Below are 16,160 nucleotides of genomic sequence, written 5' to 3' on the forward strand. Positions count from 1 at the left end.
GCGGTGTGGCTTGGGTAGAAATGACCATGAACCTACTCGAAATAACAGTGCTGTTTGTAGTGATGACGCTTTTGGCGCTGGTCCCCAGCACCAGTGTAGCTCTGGTGGTGGCTCGATCCTCGACCGTCGGATTCTGGAATGGCGTCGCGGTTGCGGCCGGTATCGTGTTTGGCGATCTGGTTTTTGTTTTTTTTGCCGTTCTCGGCATGGCTGCCCTGGCAGAAGTGATGGGCAGCTTTTTCCTGGTCCTGCGCTATCTGGCGGGGGGCTATCTGATCTGGTTCGGTATCAGCCTCCTGGGATCAACAGCGTCACTACCTGTAGGGGCTTCCGGCCGCTCGGTATCAAGCTTATCAGCAAGTTTTGCCTCTGGCTTAATCGTCACCCTGGGCGACGTGAAAGCCATCTTTTTCTATGCGAGCCTGTTTCCCGCCTTTGTCGATCTAGCCACCATCACTGCTTCAGATGTCGCAATAATTGCCGTGGTGACTGTCGTTGCAGTGGGTGGCAGTAAATTGGGTTATGCCTATGCCGCAGGCAAAGTCTTGGCATTGGTGAGTGGGTTCAAGGCGCGCCGCGCGCTAAACATGACCGCTGGCGGGTTTATGCTTGGCGCGGGCGTGTATGTCATGGCAAAGACTTGATGGTTTAATCCATCCTCAGTCATTCAAGACACCTTTGAGAATCGCGTAGACCACACCGGTGGTGACCACGACTAGCACAATGTCGGTGCCGACCCGTCGCCATTCGTACCCTTCGTATCTGGGCATGCCGCGCAGAGCTCTGTCATCCAAGCGTTTGCCGTAGCCTTTGGGTAGCGGCCGACCTTGTTGGATTGACACGCTGCGCGGGACCTTAGGGCCAGCGCCGATTTGTTGTCGGTTGCTGTGGAACAGGTTGTGCAATTCGGAAAAGTCCTCCGGCGGCGCAGCCGAGAGATGACGATTGTCAGCCTCTTTGCCGGGGCCACTCGATGGCCTATCCGCACGCTGCTCGGTACGTTGTGGGTCCTCGCGACGCGATTCGCGGCTTTGCGCCTGAGCCCCGGCTCCCGACGTCATCAGCATCAAAGCGGCTACGGCATAGCCAATCCGGCGCCGTGCGTGGTTGTTGAGGCGCCCGAGTATTTTGACCCGACGGCCAGGCTTTGCCGGCTCCGGGAAGCTGATCGCAGAGGCCGCGTCGATGCTGTTCTGCTGGCGGTAGGCAGACGACACCGGGCTGACCGAACTCCAGGAGGAGCCCAGCTCGGACAAGGGAAGCATCCTGGTCGTATTGCTGGTGGGAATGCGAATGCCGTTGTAAGTCATGATTACGTTCATGTTGATATACCCTCTTGCCACCGGGCCGATATGGCCACTGATGGGCACATTCTGGAAGCGGAGCCGTTAAGGCCCGGTTAAAGAGTTTTCACCTATTTTCGCCGTGTGAACGGATAGTAGAGCGTTAACCGATTCTTAACCCTGGCGAGCCGAAACTTCTGAGCTTGATCTTCGCCATCCCGGGCGTGATGATTGCCCGGCGTCGCTGGCGCTGCAGGCCGCACCTTGATGAGAGTGACACGACATGCTGGATATTCTGCTAGTGGAAGACGACCGGGACCTGGCCGCGACTGTTATTCAGTATCTGGAGCTTGAGGGCATCCGCTGTGACCACGCGGACAACGGCCTGATGGCGCTGGAGCTCAATCAACGCAATGCCTACGACGCCATGCTGCTGGACCTCAATCTTCCCAGACTCGATGGTATCGACGTGTGCCAGCAGCTGCGGACGGAAGGCAACGACGTGCCTATCCTGATGCTCACCGCTCGTGACCAGTTGAAGGACAAGCTTGATGGTTTTCGCGCCGGTACCGACGACTTTCTGATCAAGCCTTTCGAGCTACAGGAGCTCGTGGTGCGCGTAATTGCGCTTACGCGCCGACGTAGCGGGCAGATAAAAGTCCTGCAGTGCTCTGATCTGCGCATGGATCTGAATGCGCACGAGGCCTCGCGCGCGGGCACCGCCCTGAAACTCTCGCCCATCGGCTGGAAGTTGCTCGAGCACCTGCTCAGAGCCTCGCCGGCGGCAGTGCCCCGGCAAAAGCTGGAACAGGCAGTGTGGGGCGACGACGTGCCCGACAGCAACGCACTCAAGGTACATATGCATCACTTGCGCCGTGCCATTGATGGCGGGATCGGTCACCCTCTGCTACACACCGTGCCGGGCTACGGTTTTGCGATAAAGGAAACGGCGCCATGATCCGGCTGCTGGGTTTGAAGTGGCTGGCATTGCTGACGGCAATTACGCTGGGGATCGGGCTGTTGATCGGGTACACGCTGTTGTCGGCGCATTCCTATGTCAGCGGGATGGACAGCATCGTCTCTGGGCAGTTGGGCCGTGCGGCGATGCAGACTGTGGCCTTTGAAACGGGTCAGCCTATCCCGCGGGAGGAGTACATCATCACCCGCACCTGGGCTCAGCAACCGGCGTCCATTCGCGAAGCCTTCGACGAACCGCCGCAGCAACCAGGCGTGCTCTATAAGGTGCACGTGGGTGAGGTGGGGCCGCAGGGGCGTCTCTATTTTGCTATTCGGCAATCCACGCCCGCAGGCGATCGGTTCGTCACACAGCAATTGGGGCCTATGCCACCTCTGTCGGTGGGGGTCATGTCGCCACTCCAGAGCCGGTTGATCAACCTGATGCTTATCGGTTTGGCTGGCGCCTTGATGATTGGGCTTATCGTGGGTTTTCTTTGGCGCCGGGTCTCGCGCCCCATTACTGCGCTGGGGGATTGGGCGGCAGGCTTGGACCAGCATAACCTGAGTGAGCCGGTACCGGATTTTGTCTATCCCGAACTGAATCGGTTTGCTGAACTGGTGCGCACCAGTCTGACCACCGCGCATGAGGGGCTGGAGCGCGAGCAACTTTTCCTGCTTCATACCAGCCACGAGCTGCGTACACCCATCAGTGTGGTACGCGCCAATCTCGAATTATGGCGCAAAGTGCAGGCCTCTGGGGTGCCGCGAGGCGATCCGCGCGAGGCCGAGATCATTAACCGCATCGACCGTGCCAGCCTGACGATGAAGGATGTGACTGAAACCTTACTCTGGCTCGGCCGCGACGATACGGCCACACATCCCTGCACCCTGCTGCGAGTGGACCAACTGATAACCGAGCTGGTGGACGGCCTTTGCTATCTTTTGCACGGCCATCCAGTGCAACTGCAAGTGGACTTGGAGCCGGCAGAGCTTCTGCTGCCAGAGTTGCCCACGCGCATCGTATTGGGCAACCTGATTCGCAACGCCTTTCAGCATACGCAGAGCGGTACGGTGATTATCTACCAGTGCGGAGGTTGTGTGAGGATCGTCAACAGCCAGCAAGAGCTAAGCGAGCAGAGCAGTCATACAGGCTTTGGACTGGGGTTGAAGCTAACAGAGCGTTTTACCCACAGGCTCGGCTGGCGCTACACCAACGAGCCTGTGGCAGCGGGCCGCAAGGTTGAAATCATGCTGCAGAGTGTGACCTCTTCCTGACTGCAGACCGCCATCGCGAGATAAGCCCGGCCCACCGAATTACCCTCTGCTCGTCTCCTGCCGGAGCCTGACATGAGCGCGCCTCACACATTCCCAGCTTGCCAGAAGACGTATGTTTACAACGGCGCTGGATAAACTGGTCGATAACGCTTTAGCCTTAACCCTCCCTTAACCGCCCATCCCCGTAGTCTATCCACCGCTGTCCCATACTTGCCCTTCCGGTGGATACCCTATGCCGCGTTACGTACTGACTTCGATCTTCTGGGTAGTCAGCCTGTTGTCAGGTTGTGTCAGCACTGGCAATCGAGAGAACTATGTTGAGCAGGCCACCCACTTGTCGCAGACGGTATCCGTTCGGACCGATGAATATGAAGCCGGGTCTGCAGCCCACTTGACCGATCTGATTGACAGTCAAGAGCTACGGTCTCTCGTTTATGAAGCACTTGAAAATAACCCCGGCTTTCAACAAACCTTTTTAGCCCTTCAGCAGAGCCGACTTCGCTTGCGCCAAAGTCAATCTGAGCGATACCCGGAATTAGCGGCTGGATTCGACATGAGCAGAGCCGAAGATACTGACACTCAGTATACGGGCTCGATGACGCTCAGTTGGCAGTTGGATGTGTGGCAGCAGATTGAAGACGGTATCAACGCTGAAGAGCAAAATCTGTTTCAACAGCAGGCTATCTACAGGGCGGCCAGGGATACGTTGGCGTCAGAGGTCATGAATAGCTGGCTGAGTCTCCTGGCGTTAACACGCACGTTGGCCATTGAGCAGCGGCGGTTGAGCACCTTAGAGCTCAACGAGCAACTGATTCTGGAGCGATACCAGCGTGGTCTCAGCTCTCTCGATGACCTCGACAGCGCTCGAAGCTCTACCTTTAGTACCCGAGCATCGGTGCGCGAACAGGAACAATCGATTCAACAAGATGAGCGCGCGCTGAATAGCTTGTTAGGTCGGCTGGAAGAGAATCAATACGAAGTACCAGATCAGTACCCGGTCGTGTCCCGCGCTCAAATGGATCTGCCGGAGCAGACACTGGCTCGGCGCTTCGATCTGCAAGCTGCGTGGCATGCCATTGCTGCAGCCGAAAGCGATGCGCGTGTGGCCTACAAGGACTTGCTTCCTCGAATTGATATTCAGCTAGCCCTGCAAGATGTGGCGGCCTCGCCTGCCGACGCACTACTCACTGACCCGGTCTGGACGCTACTGGGACAACTGACTGCACCGCTTTTCCAGGGCGGCAGGCTCAGGGCCGCTGCGGAAATCGCCAATCTGGAAACCGCTAGTCGTTATCAGAGTTATCGGGAAACCTTGCTGACGGCAGTTGAAGAAGTCGGTAACGCCCTGACTCGTGAAAAAGCCTTGGCAGCGAGGCATTCCTACATACAGCAAGCACTGGAAAAGCAGCAACTGGCCTTTAACCGTTATCAGGACAAATACCGTGCGGGTAACGCCACCATTCTGGAGTTATTGACTGTGCAGCAACAGACCTACGATCTGGAAGCGCAACTCGAAACGCTGACCTACAACCGCCTTAGCAATCGCATTACTCTGGCGCTCGCGCTGGGTCTGGGAGTCTCCGAATGAGCCGTAAAATCACCCGTGGTGTCATGTTAGCCCTGGCCTTTGTGTTTTTCGTCGGGGTGTTTATATACAACGCCGGGCGAATGTATGAATACCGCGAGGCAATGCAGCAGGTACCTGCAGCGCAGGAAGCACTGAGCCCGACCGTTGCTGTGGTGGAGGTGGCTGCCGCCACTCATCGAGCACAAGTTGACGGGGTAGGCAGCGCCAAAGCGCGGTTTGAGCTGGCTTTGAACAGCCGTGTGAGTGGACAGGTCGAGGCGGTGGATGACAGTTTTGAATCAGGCCGGTTGGTCACGGCGGGCTCCGTGCTGGCGAATCTAGAGGATAGTCTGCTACGAGCCTCAGTGGAATCCGCTCGTAATACCCTGGCCAGTGCTCGGGTTAGTTACTTGGAGGAGCAGCAAGCGTCCGTCCAGGCGCAGAAAGAATGGTCTTCGTCCGGACTGAGCGGGGAGCCAATGTCTGCCCTGGTATTAAGAGAGCCGCAATTAACCGCAGCCAAAGCAGTTTTGGACAGTGCCCAGCAGGCTTTGGCCGCTGCGGAGAAAGACTTGGCCAGCACCCGCATTAGAGCGCCGTTTGATGCCATCGTCGTGAGCCGGGATATTGCTCCCGGCAGTTACCTGCAAGCTGGTAGTGAAATCGGACAACTATTGAGCGCCGAAAGGGTAGAGATCGCGGTTCCCCTCTCTGCTCAGCAGTGGTCTGTTTTGCCTGACGAGAGTGAACTTCTTTCAGGGCACTACGCAGTTGTGTTGTCGCATACAGAGACAGGTAAACGCTGGACGGGCCACGCGATTCGCACCGAAAAGCATCTGAGCAGCAGCACCCGCCAAAGGTCGCTGGTAGTGGCGGTGGATCAGCCGCTCAGTCAGGATCCACCATTGTATCCGGGCGCCTTTTTGAATGTCTTGATTCCTGGTAGTGCCATGGAGAACCTGTGGCAACTGCCGGCCTCTGCTCGGAGTCAACGTGGCGAGATATGGACCGTCACTGACGATAGCCTGCTGAAAACATATGCCGCTGATATCCGCTTCTCCGATCAAGAGCACATTTACGTAACGCCGCCCGAGGGATACCAAAAAGCACTGGTGGTAGTTCAGCCACTGAGCAGCTACAGCGAAGGGATGAAAGTTAATCCCCAAAAGGAACAGTTTGATGAGTGATCAGCACGAATACAGGGGCATCATCCCTTGGTTTACCGCCAATCCGGTGGCCGCCAATCTTCTGCTGATACTCCTTATTGTCGCAGGTTTGTTGACGGTCAGCGGTCTGCGCAAGGAAGCATTTCCGGCGATGGACCCGGAGACTGTCACTATTTCGGTGACCTATCTCAGCGGCTCCGCGCAACAGAGCGAGGAAGGTATTGCCATCAAGATCGAGGAGGCTTTGGAAGGGGTCACTGGCATCAAGAGCCTCTCTTCCTCCTCCAATAGCCGAGGGGTGACGGTCTCTGTTGAAAGACTGTCAGACTACGATCTGGATGCGCTGTTGCGGGATGTCAAGAACAAGGTCGATAGTGTTTCCAATTTCCCGGTGAGCGCTGAGAAACCGGTAGTAGAGAAAGGTCAGCGGGAGTCTCATGCGATCACCCTTCAGCTGTATGGGGATGTGGGGCGCCACACTCTCCAGCAACTGGGTGACCGACTGAAGACAGAGCTGCTGGCTCAGCCGGACATCAGCCGTGTGACCTATTCTGGATGGATAGATCCGGTCATGGCAATTGAGATCGACGAAGCGCGATTGCAAGCCTACGGTTTGTCGCTGACCGATGTGCAGACTGCCATCAACCAGTTTTCGTCGAATACCTCAACAGCCATCATCCGGCATGATCGTCTGTTCCTGCAGCTCAAGGCGTCGGAGCAAGCTTACTACGCCACTGAATTTGCAAAAATCCCGCTGATTCGTACAGCGGCGCTAGGGATTGTAACTCTGGGTGAGGTAGCCATCATTCGCGACACCTTCGATGACACCATGCCCGTTCTCTCCCGCTTTAATGGTCAGAGTAGTCTCGCTCTGGACGTCGTCAGTACCGGGGACGACGATGTTCTGCGAACCGTAGCAGCGACCGAAGAGGTTGTCAGGCAATGGTATGCCAGCGGAACGCTGCCGCTGGGCGTTGAGCTCGTGAACTGGAACGATAGTAGCGAAAACATTGCCAGCCGGCTGACGCTGTTGGCAGAGAATGCTCTGGTAGGGATTGTGCTGGTATTCATCTTGCTGGCCATTTTTCTAAATCTGACAGTGGCGTTCTGGGTCGCAATGGGATTGCCATTTATCTTCTTTGGCACGCTCTTTTTTATGGGGAAAAGCTTCGCCGACCTGTCGCTAAATGAGTTCACCACGTTTGGTTTTATCATGGCCCTTGGTATCGTCGTGGACGATGCCGTGGTGGTCGGCGAAAGTGTGTATGCCACCCGGGAAAAATATGGCGATACACTGGCCAATACCATCAAGGGCACTCTGGCGGTGGCCGTCCCTACACTGTTCGGTACGTTTACAACGGTAGCCGCATTTGCGGCGCTATCGCAAACCAGCGGTATGCTGGGTCAGTTATATGCGCAGTTTGCGGTCGTGGTTACCATTTGCCTGTTGTTGTCGTTGGTGGAGAGCAAGCTGATTCTCCCCGCGCATCTGTCCCATTTGCGTACCCACCGAGAGGCGCAAAGGGCAAACCGCCTGACGCGTGGCTGGCAAAAAATACAGAATGGCGCCAATGCTGCTCTGACAGGATTCAATCGCCGTATTTACGCCCCGCTTATAGAGAAAGCCATAACCCACCGCTACGCAGTCGTTATGTTCGGCATAAGCCTCCTTATGCTGGTGATCGCGATGCCCTTCAACGGCACTATTCGCATCAGTTTTTTCCCGGATGTGCCTGCTGAGACCGTCACCGCAAGCTTAACCATGCACAAGGATGCCAGCTATGGATTGACCCACGAGGCTCTGCGCCAACTAGAGACTAACGCCTTTCAGGTGGACAAGGCTTTGCGAGCGGACGGTAACAGTGAGCAGCAGATGTCGTATATCGCCAACCTGCAAGTTATTTCCGAGGATGACCAAAGTGGCACTGTGACTGTCGAGTTGGCGGACAACGCACCTTACACATTGGTTCAGTTTACCCGTCGCTGGAGGGAGCTGGTCGGCAAGCCTGAAGGCACCAAAACCTTGAGCATTCAGAGCCGTCAAGCGATGGTGGATGCCCTGCGCATCGAACTGCGTTCCAGTGACGATGACATACTCTACCGGGCTGGCAATGAGCTCAAACTGCATCTCCAGGGAATAACTGCAATCAGTGGGCTCGATGATAATCTGACACCCACTCAACCACAGCTGAACCTGCACCTGACAGAGCAGGGTAAAGCCCTGGGCATGACCACTGATGATTTGGCTTCACAGGTTTATCAGGCCTTCAGCGGCCAGGTGGTGCAGCGATACCAGCGCGGCAATGACGAAGTAGAAGTAAAGGTGCGTTACCCAGAGGCAGAACGAAGAAGCGCGGCCGATATCTTGAATGCCAAGGTTCGTACTCCCGCGGGCGACGTTGTGCCAATGTCGACCGTCGCACAAGCAACTTATGGCTTCTCTCGCGACAGCATTACCCGCATTGATGGGAAACGCGCGGTATATTTGACCGCCGATGTGGAAAAGGACGCCATATCGGTTACTGAATTGGTCAAGAACCTACAACTGACCATCGCTGCGGATTTGAAGAAACAGTACGCCGGCCTGGATATTCAGTTCGGCGGTGAGGCCGAACAGCAACAAGAGACCTCATCGTCCATGGCGTCCATGTTTTTACTGGCCTTGCTGGCAATCTATATGTTGCTGGCCGTGCCCTTGAAATCCTACATTCAGCCGTTAGTGATCATGACGGCGATTCCTTTCGGCATCGTTGGTGCCATTTTTGGTCACTGGCTGAACGATCTTCCGCTGAGCATATTGTCCCTGAACGGCGTCATCGCACTTAGCGGCGTAGTAGTGAACGACAGCCTGTTGTTGGTTAGCCAGTACAATCAGGAAATCCAACAAAACCAGAATCGCAAGCAGGCCATGATTACTGCTTGTACCGGCCGCTTGCGACCAGTACTGCTGACGTCGGCAACAACCTTTGCCGGGTTGATGCCACTGCTGAGTGAGACGTCCGTACAAGCGCAGTTTCTAATCCCCGCAGCTGTTTCATTGGCTTACGGGATCGTATTTGCGACGCTGGTCACCTTGATCCTGATACCTTCACTGGTCACTATTCAGGAGGATATTGGCCATCGTCTGGAGCGTCTGGCGTTCAGACGGCGGCACAACGAAGGAACTCATGTGCCCTGATAGCTATTTTGTTGGTAGAAACGCCCGTCATCTGCCGAGGCGCACGTAGTAAGCCTGTATTCCTACAAGAGCATGGCGGGTTCCGCCTCGTAGGCTTCATGTAACAAGCTGATGAACGGTGCTGCTTCGGCGAAAACAGTGGCAGCAATAGCCGTGACCGCGATCCCGGGTGTCCATGAATTCATCACTGCGGCTGCGGACAACTCCCGGAGACGTTCGAAGGTTATCGCCTCATGGCGCTGGGGAATATCAAGACGCTCCAGTTGGCGCTGGACTATTCCCATCATTGTCCCCCGTAGCATTGAGGCCTCTGGCCAGATAACCGCGTCGCCGTCCCAAAAGACAAGGTTCCATATCGTTGCCTCGCTCAAGTGCCCGCGGCTGTCTACGAAGGCTGCATCGTCGAAGCCCTGGCGTATGGCTTGATGCAAATAGAAGGTTTTACCGGACTCACCTGTACTCAACCGCAGCGGGCCATCAGGTCCTTGGGACGGTGGTCCCGTGCGGATGAGAGCTGCCGGTTCTGCATCCATGCTGGCTGCTGTGAACTCGCCCTTAGGGGAAAAGACAGTGACCGTTAGTGATTGGTCTTTCGGGCCATCTTCAATGCTTGATCGGATGTAAGACAAGAGTTGCTCATCGGCCAGCGCTCTTCCAAAAAACGACACAGAGGCGTTTCGCAAACGGGCCAAGTGAAGGTCTAGCCCCTTGATCTTGCGATCTCGTACCTGCATTGCTGTGAAGTGCGCGAATCCCGCAAAGGCCAAGGAGATCAGTTCTGGATGGGTGGCCGGTTGTCCGTTGATTCGGGCCTGGCAGTTGTTAACGTTATCGAACATGAGGTTGACTCCTGATTGAACTCAGCTTGAGGAGCCACTACCCTAAACCCTGACGGCGCTGTCAGAGTCAAGAGGCTGAAGATGAGAATAGGTGAGTTGTCAAAGCGCACCGAAGTAAGCGTTCGCATGCTGCGTTATTACGAAGTGGAAGGCCTGTTGAAGCCAAAACGCAGCGCAAGTGGATATCGTGAGTACGCACCGGAAGAAGTCCGGACTGTCGAGCGGATCAAGCTGCTCGGCTCAGCCGGGATGACTCTTGCGACTATTCAGCAGTTCTTACCTTGTGTGAGAGGGGAGGGGCTTGCCTTCGAACCCTGTGACGAACTACGCAATGTCTTGCACGAGCAAATTCGCCTGGCTGACCAGAAAGCAGAGCAACTGGCCCAGAGCCGGAGCATTCTGGAGAGCTTCCTATACGAGATTGAACACGGCTGAACTCAAGGATCTTGGTGCAAGGGGCATAGAGGATGGATGAAGCAGAATCCCTGAATAAAGCTATTCATGAAGAGGTGACACTCTCTCCGTACGACGCGAGCTGGCCGGCATTATTTACACAGGAGCGGGACCGGCTCCTTACTCTGTTTCCAGGTGAGTTTCTGGCGATCGAACACATTGGCAGTACGGCTGTACCTGGTCTTTTGGCCAAGCCGATTATAGACATCATGATTGGAGTGGATTCGATGGCGCGTGCCGATAAGCTGATGGAGCCGCTGTGCCAGGCAAAATACGCTACATCAATGGAATTCAACGCCTCCTTGACTGATAGGCGCTGGCTTATGCGATGGGCCGATGGACGCAGGACGCACCACCTCCATCTTATGCTCTACGGCAGCCAGGAATGGGAGTGGCGCTTGGCATTTAGGAACCTGCTGTGTGCCGATACCAGATTGGCGCAAGCCTACGAGGCTAATAAGCAATTATGGGCCACAGAGTTCAGGTCAGATAGAGAGGCCTATACTGCAGCCAAATCAGACTTCATTGGCAAAGCACTGAAAAGCACAGTTTAGTCCCGGCTATGTCACAAACCCGAAGGCTATCCCGTCTACCTCTGCACAACTTCCCGTGGAGACTTTTCCACAGTACGCACAGCAGAGGAACACATCATGGAAACACGTCTGAATGCCTACAAGGCCGCGCCTGAGGCCATTGCCGCAATGACCCGGCTGGAGGAGTATCTTTGTCATTGTGGGCTGGAATACAGCCTGATCGAGTTGGTGAAAACACGCGCTTCCCAGATAAATGGCTGCGCCTATTGCCTGCACATGCATACCAGCGACGCACGGGCAGCAGGGGAGAGCGAAGCACGCCTTTATCTCTTATCTGCTTGGCGTGAGTCAGCGCTCTACACGCCGCGTGAGCGCGCAGCACTGGCCTGGACCGAGGCCTTGACGCAGCTCGCTGATACCGGCGCTCCCTCACAGGATTACGAACAGGGCCTCGCCCATTTCAGCGAGAAGGAGTTTGTTGATCTCACGTTACTGATCGGCGCAATCAACGTCTGGAATCGGATCAGTGTCGGTTTTCGTGGCGTTCATCCGAACGACGTGGAACGTCATAATTAACCAGGGTAGAGGAGTTCCGGCCGTGACGGATCAGCCTGCGCAGCAGTTCAATCATTGGCGTCGTTATCTGACCAGCGTTGCCTATCGGATGCTGGGGTCGGTAACTGAGGCCGAGGATGCGGTACAGGATGCCTATTTGCGTTGGCATGACACCGACCACGGGTCGGTGACTGACGTGCGGGCCTATCTGACGACCATAACCAGCCGTCTGTGCCTTGACCGTTTGCGCGCAGCGCACCGTCATCGGGAGGTGTACATTGGCCCCTGGTTGCCGGAGCCTTTGCTAGAAGCCCCGGACGCTGCAACGGATGCCGAAGCGCTGGCCAGCGACGTGTCTTTTGCCTTGATGCTGGCGCTGGAACGGTTGTCGCCCCTGGAGCGCGCGGCCTTCCTGCTGCATGACGTGTTCGGCTTGGACTTTCGTCAGGTTGCTCTCAGTCTGGACCGCAGCGAAGCCAGCTGTCGGCAACTGGCAAGTCGCGCGCGTAAAAGCGTGCAGGCCGAGCGCCCGCGCTTTCCGGTAACGAGTGGCGAGCACAGCCAATTAACCGAGCGCTTCTTCGACGCCGCCCGCACTGGTGATGTGACGACGCTGATGGCATTGCTGAGCGACAGCGTCATTCTGCATACCGATGGTGGTGGCAAGCGTATTGCCGCTCGACGCCTGATTTTTGGTGCCGACAGAGTCAGCCGGATGTTTGCTGGCTTGGCCCGAAAATCGAACTCTACACAACCGCTCTGGGTTCAGTCTGTTCTGGTGAACGGCTTGCCGGGGTGGTTAACCATTGAACAGGATGGGTTGCCGCAAATCACCACGCTGGATGTGGTGGATGGCCGTATTCAAGCGGTGTACGTGGTGCGCAACCCGGACAAGTTGAAGCACCTGGCTGAGTATCTACCAGCGGCGCTTGCAGGTAATTGACTAACGCAGGCCCTCAGTCTTCAGCGCAAAATACACGACCATCTTCAGATGGCGGTGTTCATCAACAATCAGCATCTCATGGACAAACTTCTGGAGCTTGCCGTCGGTACCTGTGATGCTGGTAATCCCCCGCACGTAGCCGTCCATATTGGGGGTTGCCCACCAACGGCGGAAGTCTGGTGACAATCGGCTGAGCTCGTCAATCAGGTCCAACATCACCGGGTCTTCAGGGGCGACGGCGAGATCACAGCGAAACTGCGCCAGCAGGCGCGATGCATCCTGTTGCCAGTCCGGGAGCCAGCGCAGGTCGGGCGTCGCAAAGACGATCCGCAGCAGGTTGCGCTCAGCAGGCTCACGCTTGCCAAATCCCAGTAAATCATCTGCTTGAGTGTTCCAGCCAATCACATCCCAGCGCAGATTCATCACGTAGGCGGGGCGGGCCAGCTCATCCATCAGTGACTGGATGTAGGGTGAGATGGACTGCTCCTGATAGGCCTCTGGCGGCGGAGCTCGGTGGTGCGCCAACAGAAAGAGGTGACAGCACTCGGCGTCGTCCAGCTTCAGGGCTCGGGAAATGCTTAGCAGAAACTGCTCGGAGACCTGAATATCACGGCCTTGCTCAAACCAGGTGTACCAGGTCAGTCCAACCCCGGCGAGCGCCGCCACTTCTTCGCGTCTCAGCCCCGGCGTGCGTCGTCGCCCGCCACTGGGTAGCCCGACATCGGCCGGGGTTAATTTGCGGCGGTGATGCAAGATGAACTCGGTAAGGTCGCTCTGTGTTCGCGCCAGTCTGCTGTCCGCCATACCATCACCATTAGTAATAGGATAATTGACTATATTGTAACCCTATAAATGAGCCATGAAAATGCGGTCTCCCATGCCGGGATTGGAGGCCGTAATGTCACTCGAGCACAATGTAGTTACCCCGTACTGCACCGACGCAGAGCAGGAATCACCACGCACCAAGGCGGGCATAAAGGAGTGGCTTGGCCTTGCCGTATTGGCACTGCCGACCATACTGCTGGGGCTCGACATCACCATTCTCTATCTGGCGCTGCCTGCGCTGGCGATAGATCTGCAACCAACCAGCGCCCAGGCACTGTGGATCATGGATGCCTATGGCTTCATGATTGCGGGCTTTCTGATCACCATGGGCACGCTGGGCGATCGTATCGGTCGTCGTCGCTTGCTGATGATCGGTGCTGCGGCCTTTGCTGGCGCCTCTGTGCTGGCCGCTTATGCGCCGAGTGCCGAGTTGCTGATTGCCGCCCGGGCCCTGTTGGGCGTAGCAGGTGCGACCCTGATGCCGTCAACCCTGGCCCTGATCAGCAATATGTTCTTTGATGCCCGCCAGCGCGCCCTCGCGATTGGTATTTGGGCGACCATGTTTGCCTTGGGCATGGCCTTGGGTCCAGTGGTTGGCGGATTGCTGCTGGAAGTGTACTGGTGGGGCGCCGCTTTTCTGATAGCAGTGCCCGTAGTTGCAGTTCTGCTGGTGGCCGCACCCTGGCTGTTGCCGGAGTACCGCGACTCCCTGGCCGGGCGTATGGATATTGTCAGCGTGGGACTATTGCTGACCGCCATTCTGCCCAGCATCTACGCCATCAAGGAGTTCGCCAAAGCCGGCGTGACGCCGCTGGTAGTGGTTGTGCTGGCTGTCGGGGTAGCGGGCATCCTGGCTTTTATAAGGCGGCAACGCATGCTGTCCGATCCGCTACTGGACCTCCAGTTATTTGCCAGCAGGACCTTTACCGCAGCACTTGTGATACTGCTGGTGGGCTTGATTGGCGTTGCAGGCATGATGCTGTTGGTTACCCAGTACCTGCAGTTGGTGGCGGGCTACTCGCCCCTGGTTGCCGGACTGTGGATGGGGCCTCCCGCCCTGATGATGGTGCTGGCCGGTGTGCTTGCTCCGTTGTTTGCACGCCGCTTTCGTCCTGCCTTCGTCATCGCCGGGGCCTTGGTTTTTTCAAGCATTGGTTGCGGTATGCTGGCGTTGGTAGATGCCACGACAGTCCAGGTATCGCAGGTAGTTATCGGTTTTTCACTGGTTTACCTCGGACTGGGCACCATTGCTGCATTGGGAACAGACCTGGTGGTTGGGGCTGCGCCGTCAGAAAAAGCGGGTTCCGCCTCGGCGATGTCCGAAATGGTTCAGGAATTGGGAGTGGCATTTGGCGTAGCACTGCTGGGCAGCTTGGCTACCTTGTTGTATCGAGTGCAAATCGCCAGCTCGATTCCCGCAGAAATATCCGACGAAGCCAATAGCGCCCTAGGAGACAGCCTGTGGGCGGCCAAGTCTATTGCTGATCAGCTACCGGCGGGCATGCTGGACGAAGCGCAGCGGGCCTTTACGCAGGGAATGACGGTGGTGGCGACGGTAAGCGGTGTGACCATCTTGGCCCTGGCGCTGATGTCCGTGCTAGGGCTCCGTCACGTGCAGGTAATAGGGGAGGGAGGCGGCCGGGAGTAGCTATCACCAGTCCATGCAGGTGTACAAATAGACAAGTAGCCAGGTAGGAGCCGCGGCCCCGCGGCGAAGGTTTCCCGTTCGCGACGGGGCCGTCGCTCCCACCTGGCCCGGCATTACCACAAGCCCTGGTGCTTTCAAGCGCATCCTTCAAGCGGGCTCAAGCTCCTTTGCAGTAGCCCCGACTGTCGTCGTTAGTTCAGCTACCAGAGACTCCACCATGCGGTGCGCTTCGGCAATGGAGTCAGCTAACATGGCGCCGCCTGTTTCCTCATTCTCAATGGCAATGCAGTGGATGTGAGCTATGCCAATAAACTCGAGTGCCGTGCTTAACGCGGGCTCAAGATGATTCATATGTTGTAGTACTCCACCGGGGCCGAATCCCGTGCCTCCTCTGGATGAAAGGATAACCGCGTGCCTTGGCCGGTCGGCCAGAAGAGGGGTGAAGGGGGTCTCCGGGGTATTCGGATCAAAGCTCACCGTACGGCCAACGCGCACTATCTGATCAACCCAGGCCTTGAGCGCCGCAGGCATGCCGAAGTTATACAGTGGCGCGCCTATCACCAGAATGTCTGCAGCAAGCAGCTCATCAACCAGCTCATCGCTTTCAGCCAGTATCTCTGCCATCCAGGGCTCCTGTTTTGGCGCGGGAGTAAAGGCTGACTGAATCCATTCCCGGTTGATAAAGGAGGGCGGGGTCTGGCCTACATCGCGATAGGTAACGGTGTCTGCCGCGCGCAGTGCCTGCCACTGACGGACGAACTGGTGAGTAAGGTTTCGGCTGTGTGAGCCGTGATCATCAGTGCCGGCAAGGCCGGGCCTGGCACTAGCGTCGATATGTAGGATGTGCGGCATGAGGAGCCTCCTTTGAGAGTTGAATTCATCTGTATTTCACAGCAGACTCAGGCTATGTCCGCGCAGTAAGCGCGACAAACGATCTT

At 56.6% G+C, this 16,160-nt stretch carries 15 protein-coding genes; 11 read left to right on the forward strand and 4 right to left on the reverse strand.

Annotated features, from left to right (window positions below; translation table 11 throughout):
- The first annotated feature begins 26 nt into the window (after positions 1-26).
- Positions 27-644, forward strand: coding sequence for a LysE family translocator (locus K787_RS0115610; RefSeq protein ID WP_028615000.1), 618 nt, complete (start codon positions 27-29; stop codon positions 642-644).
- A gap of 15 nt (positions 645-659) precedes the next feature.
- Here the strand turns inward: K787_RS0115610 and K787_RS25600 are convergent, their stop codons facing one another.
- Positions 660-1,322 carry an RcnB family protein gene (locus K787_RS25600; RefSeq protein WP_022963747.1) on the reverse strand — a complete coding sequence of 221 codons (663 nt, stop codon included), beginning with the start codon at positions 1,320-1,322 and terminating at the stop codon, positions 660-662.
- A 244-nt stretch (positions 1,323-1,566) separates the two neighbouring features.
- On the opposite strand from K787_RS25600, the gene K787_RS0115620 reads away from it, so the two are divergent.
- The 5 genes from K787_RS0115620 to K787_RS0115640 all read left to right on the forward strand — a co-directional run bounded on the left by K787_RS0115620 (position 1,567) and on the right by K787_RS0115640 (position 9,426).
- Positions 1,567-2,241: a response regulator transcription factor gene (locus K787_RS0115620; protein WP_022963748.1), complete on the forward strand. Its 675-nt coding sequence runs from the start codon at positions 1,567-1,569 to the stop codon at positions 2,239-2,241.
- Positions 2,238-3,515, forward strand: a complete 1,278-nt coding sequence (locus K787_RS0115625; RefSeq protein WP_022963749.1) for a sensor histidine kinase — start codon at positions 2,238-2,240, stop codon at positions 3,513-3,515. Before K787_RS0115620 ends, K787_RS0115625 begins: the two co-directional genes overlap by 4 nt.
- Before the next feature lie 232 nt (positions 3,516-3,747).
- A complete protein-coding gene (locus K787_RS0115630) occupies positions 3,748-5,103 on the forward strand; it encodes a TolC family protein (RefSeq protein WP_022963750.1) in 1,356 nt (451 codons plus the stop codon).
- An 80-nt stretch (positions 5,104-5,183) separates the two neighbouring features.
- Positions 5,184-6,269, forward strand: coding sequence for an efflux RND transporter periplasmic adaptor subunit (locus K787_RS0115635; RefSeq protein ID WP_161785947.1), 1,086 nt, complete (start codon positions 5,184-5,186; stop codon positions 6,267-6,269).
- Positions 6,262-9,426 (forward strand): efflux RND transporter permease subunit, encoded by a 3,165-nt coding sequence (locus K787_RS0115640; RefSeq protein WP_022963752.1) that lies wholly within the window; start codon positions 6,262-6,264, stop codon positions 9,424-9,426. Before K787_RS0115635 ends, K787_RS0115640 begins: the two co-directional genes overlap by 8 nt.
- Before the next feature lie 62 nt (positions 9,427-9,488).
- Here the strand turns inward: K787_RS0115640 and K787_RS0115645 are convergent, their stop codons facing one another.
- Positions 9,489-10,265, reverse strand: coding sequence for an aminotransferase class IV family protein (locus K787_RS0115645; RefSeq protein ID WP_022963753.1), 777 nt, complete (start codon positions 10,263-10,265; stop codon positions 9,489-9,491).
- An 81-nt stretch (positions 10,266-10,346) separates the two neighbouring features.
- On the opposite strand from K787_RS0115645, the gene K787_RS0115650 reads away from it, so the two are divergent.
- The 4 genes from K787_RS0115650 to K787_RS0115665 all read left to right on the forward strand — a co-directional run bounded on the left by K787_RS0115650 (position 10,347) and on the right by K787_RS0115665 (position 12,749).
- A complete protein-coding gene (locus K787_RS0115650; RefSeq protein ID WP_022963754.1) occupies positions 10,347-10,700 on the forward strand; it encodes a MerR family transcriptional regulator in 354 nt (117 codons plus the stop codon).
- 32 nt (positions 10,701-10,732) lie between these two features.
- Positions 10,733-11,272, forward strand: coding sequence for a GrpB family protein (locus K787_RS0115655; RefSeq protein WP_022963755.1), 540 nt, complete (start codon positions 10,733-10,735; stop codon positions 11,270-11,272).
- 96 nt (positions 11,273-11,368) lie between these two features.
- Positions 11,369-11,827: a carboxymuconolactone decarboxylase family protein gene (locus K787_RS0115660; RefSeq protein ID WP_022963756.1), complete on the forward strand. Its 459-nt coding sequence runs from the start codon at positions 11,369-11,371 to the stop codon at positions 11,825-11,827.
- 22 nt (positions 11,828-11,849) lie between these two features.
- The gene (locus K787_RS0115665; protein ID WP_022963757.1) at positions 11,850-12,749 is read left to right on the forward strand and encodes a sigma-70 family RNA polymerase sigma factor; all 900 of its coding nucleotides are present in this window, start codon (positions 11,850-11,852) and stop codon (positions 12,747-12,749) included.
- Here K787_RS0115665 and K787_RS0115670 read toward each other — a convergent pair whose 3' ends face one another.
- Positions 12,750-13,553 carry a helix-turn-helix transcriptional regulator gene (locus K787_RS0115670; protein ID WP_022963758.1) on the reverse strand — a complete coding sequence of 268 codons (804 nt, stop codon included), beginning with the start codon at positions 13,551-13,553 and terminating at the stop codon, positions 12,750-12,752. It lies immediately after the preceding gene.
- A 94-nt stretch (positions 13,554-13,647) separates the two neighbouring features.
- Between K787_RS0115670 and K787_RS0115675 the strand changes: the two genes are divergently transcribed.
- Positions 13,648-15,222, forward strand: a complete 1,575-nt coding sequence (locus K787_RS0115675) for an MFS transporter (protein WP_022963759.1) — start codon at positions 13,648-13,650, stop codon at positions 15,220-15,222.
- 147 nt (positions 15,223-15,369) lie between these two features.
- Here K787_RS0115675 and K787_RS0115680 read toward each other — a convergent pair whose 3' ends face one another.
- Positions 15,370-16,074, reverse strand: coding sequence for an FMN-dependent NADH-azoreductase (locus K787_RS0115680; protein WP_022963760.1), 705 nt, complete (start codon positions 16,072-16,074; stop codon positions 15,370-15,372).
- Positions 16,075-16,160 lie beyond the last annotated feature (86 nt).

This window comes from Halopseudomonas pelagia CL-AP6 (assembly GCF_000410875.1).
GTDB classification, from domain to species: Bacteria; Pseudomonadota; Gammaproteobacteria; order Pseudomonadales; family Pseudomonadaceae; genus Halopseudomonas; species Halopseudomonas pelagia.

Excerpts from the sequence above, each read along its gene's own strand:
- K787_RS0115655 (WP_022963755.1), top strand. The coding sequence starts at position 10,733 with ATGGATGAAGCAGAATCCCTGAATAAAGCTATTCATGAAGAGGTGACA.
- K787_RS0115620 (WP_022963748.1), top strand. The coding sequence starts at position 1,567 with ATGCTGGATATTCTGCTAGTGGAAGACGACCGGGACCTGGCCGCGACT.
- K787_RS0115675 (WP_022963759.1), top strand. The coding sequence starts at position 13,648 with ATGTCACTCGAGCACAATGTAGTTACCCCGTACTGCACCGACGCAGAG.
- K787_RS0115645 (WP_022963753.1), bottom strand. The coding sequence starts at position 10,265 with ATGTTCGATAACGTTAACAACTGCCAGGCCCGAATCAACGGACAACCG.
- K787_RS25600 (WP_022963747.1), bottom strand. The coding sequence starts at position 1,322 with ATGAACGTAATCATGACTTACAACGGCATTCGCATTCCCACCAGCAAT.
- K787_RS0115670 (WP_022963758.1), bottom strand. The coding sequence starts at position 13,553 with ATGGCGGACAGCAGACTGGCGCGAACACAGAGCGACCTTACCGAGTTC.
- K787_RS0115640 (WP_022963752.1), top strand. The coding sequence starts at position 6,262 with ATGAGTGATCAGCACGAATACAGGGGCATCATCCCTTGGTTTACCGCC.
- K787_RS0115610 (WP_028615000.1), top strand. The coding sequence starts at position 27 with ATGAACCTACTCGAAATAACAGTGCTGTTTGTAGTGATGACGCTTTTG.
- K787_RS0115630 (WP_022963750.1), top strand. The coding sequence starts at position 3,748 with ATGCCGCGTTACGTACTGACTTCGATCTTCTGGGTAGTCAGCCTGTTG.
- K787_RS0115660 (WP_022963756.1), top strand. The coding sequence starts at position 11,369 with ATGGAAACACGTCTGAATGCCTACAAGGCCGCGCCTGAGGCCATTGCC.
- K787_RS0115650 (WP_022963754.1), top strand. The coding sequence starts at position 10,347 with ATGAGAATAGGTGAGTTGTCAAAGCGCACCGAAGTAAGCGTTCGCATG.
- K787_RS0115625 (WP_022963749.1), top strand. The coding sequence starts at position 2,238 with ATGATCCGGCTGCTGGGTTTGAAGTGGCTGGCATTGCTGACGGCAATT.
- K787_RS0115680 (WP_022963760.1), bottom strand. The coding sequence starts at position 16,074 with ATGCCGCACATCCTACATATCGACGCTAGTGCCAGGCCCGGCCTTGCC.
- K787_RS0115635 (WP_161785947.1), top strand. The coding sequence starts at position 5,184 with ATGTATGAATACCGCGAGGCAATGCAGCAGGTACCTGCAGCGCAGGAA.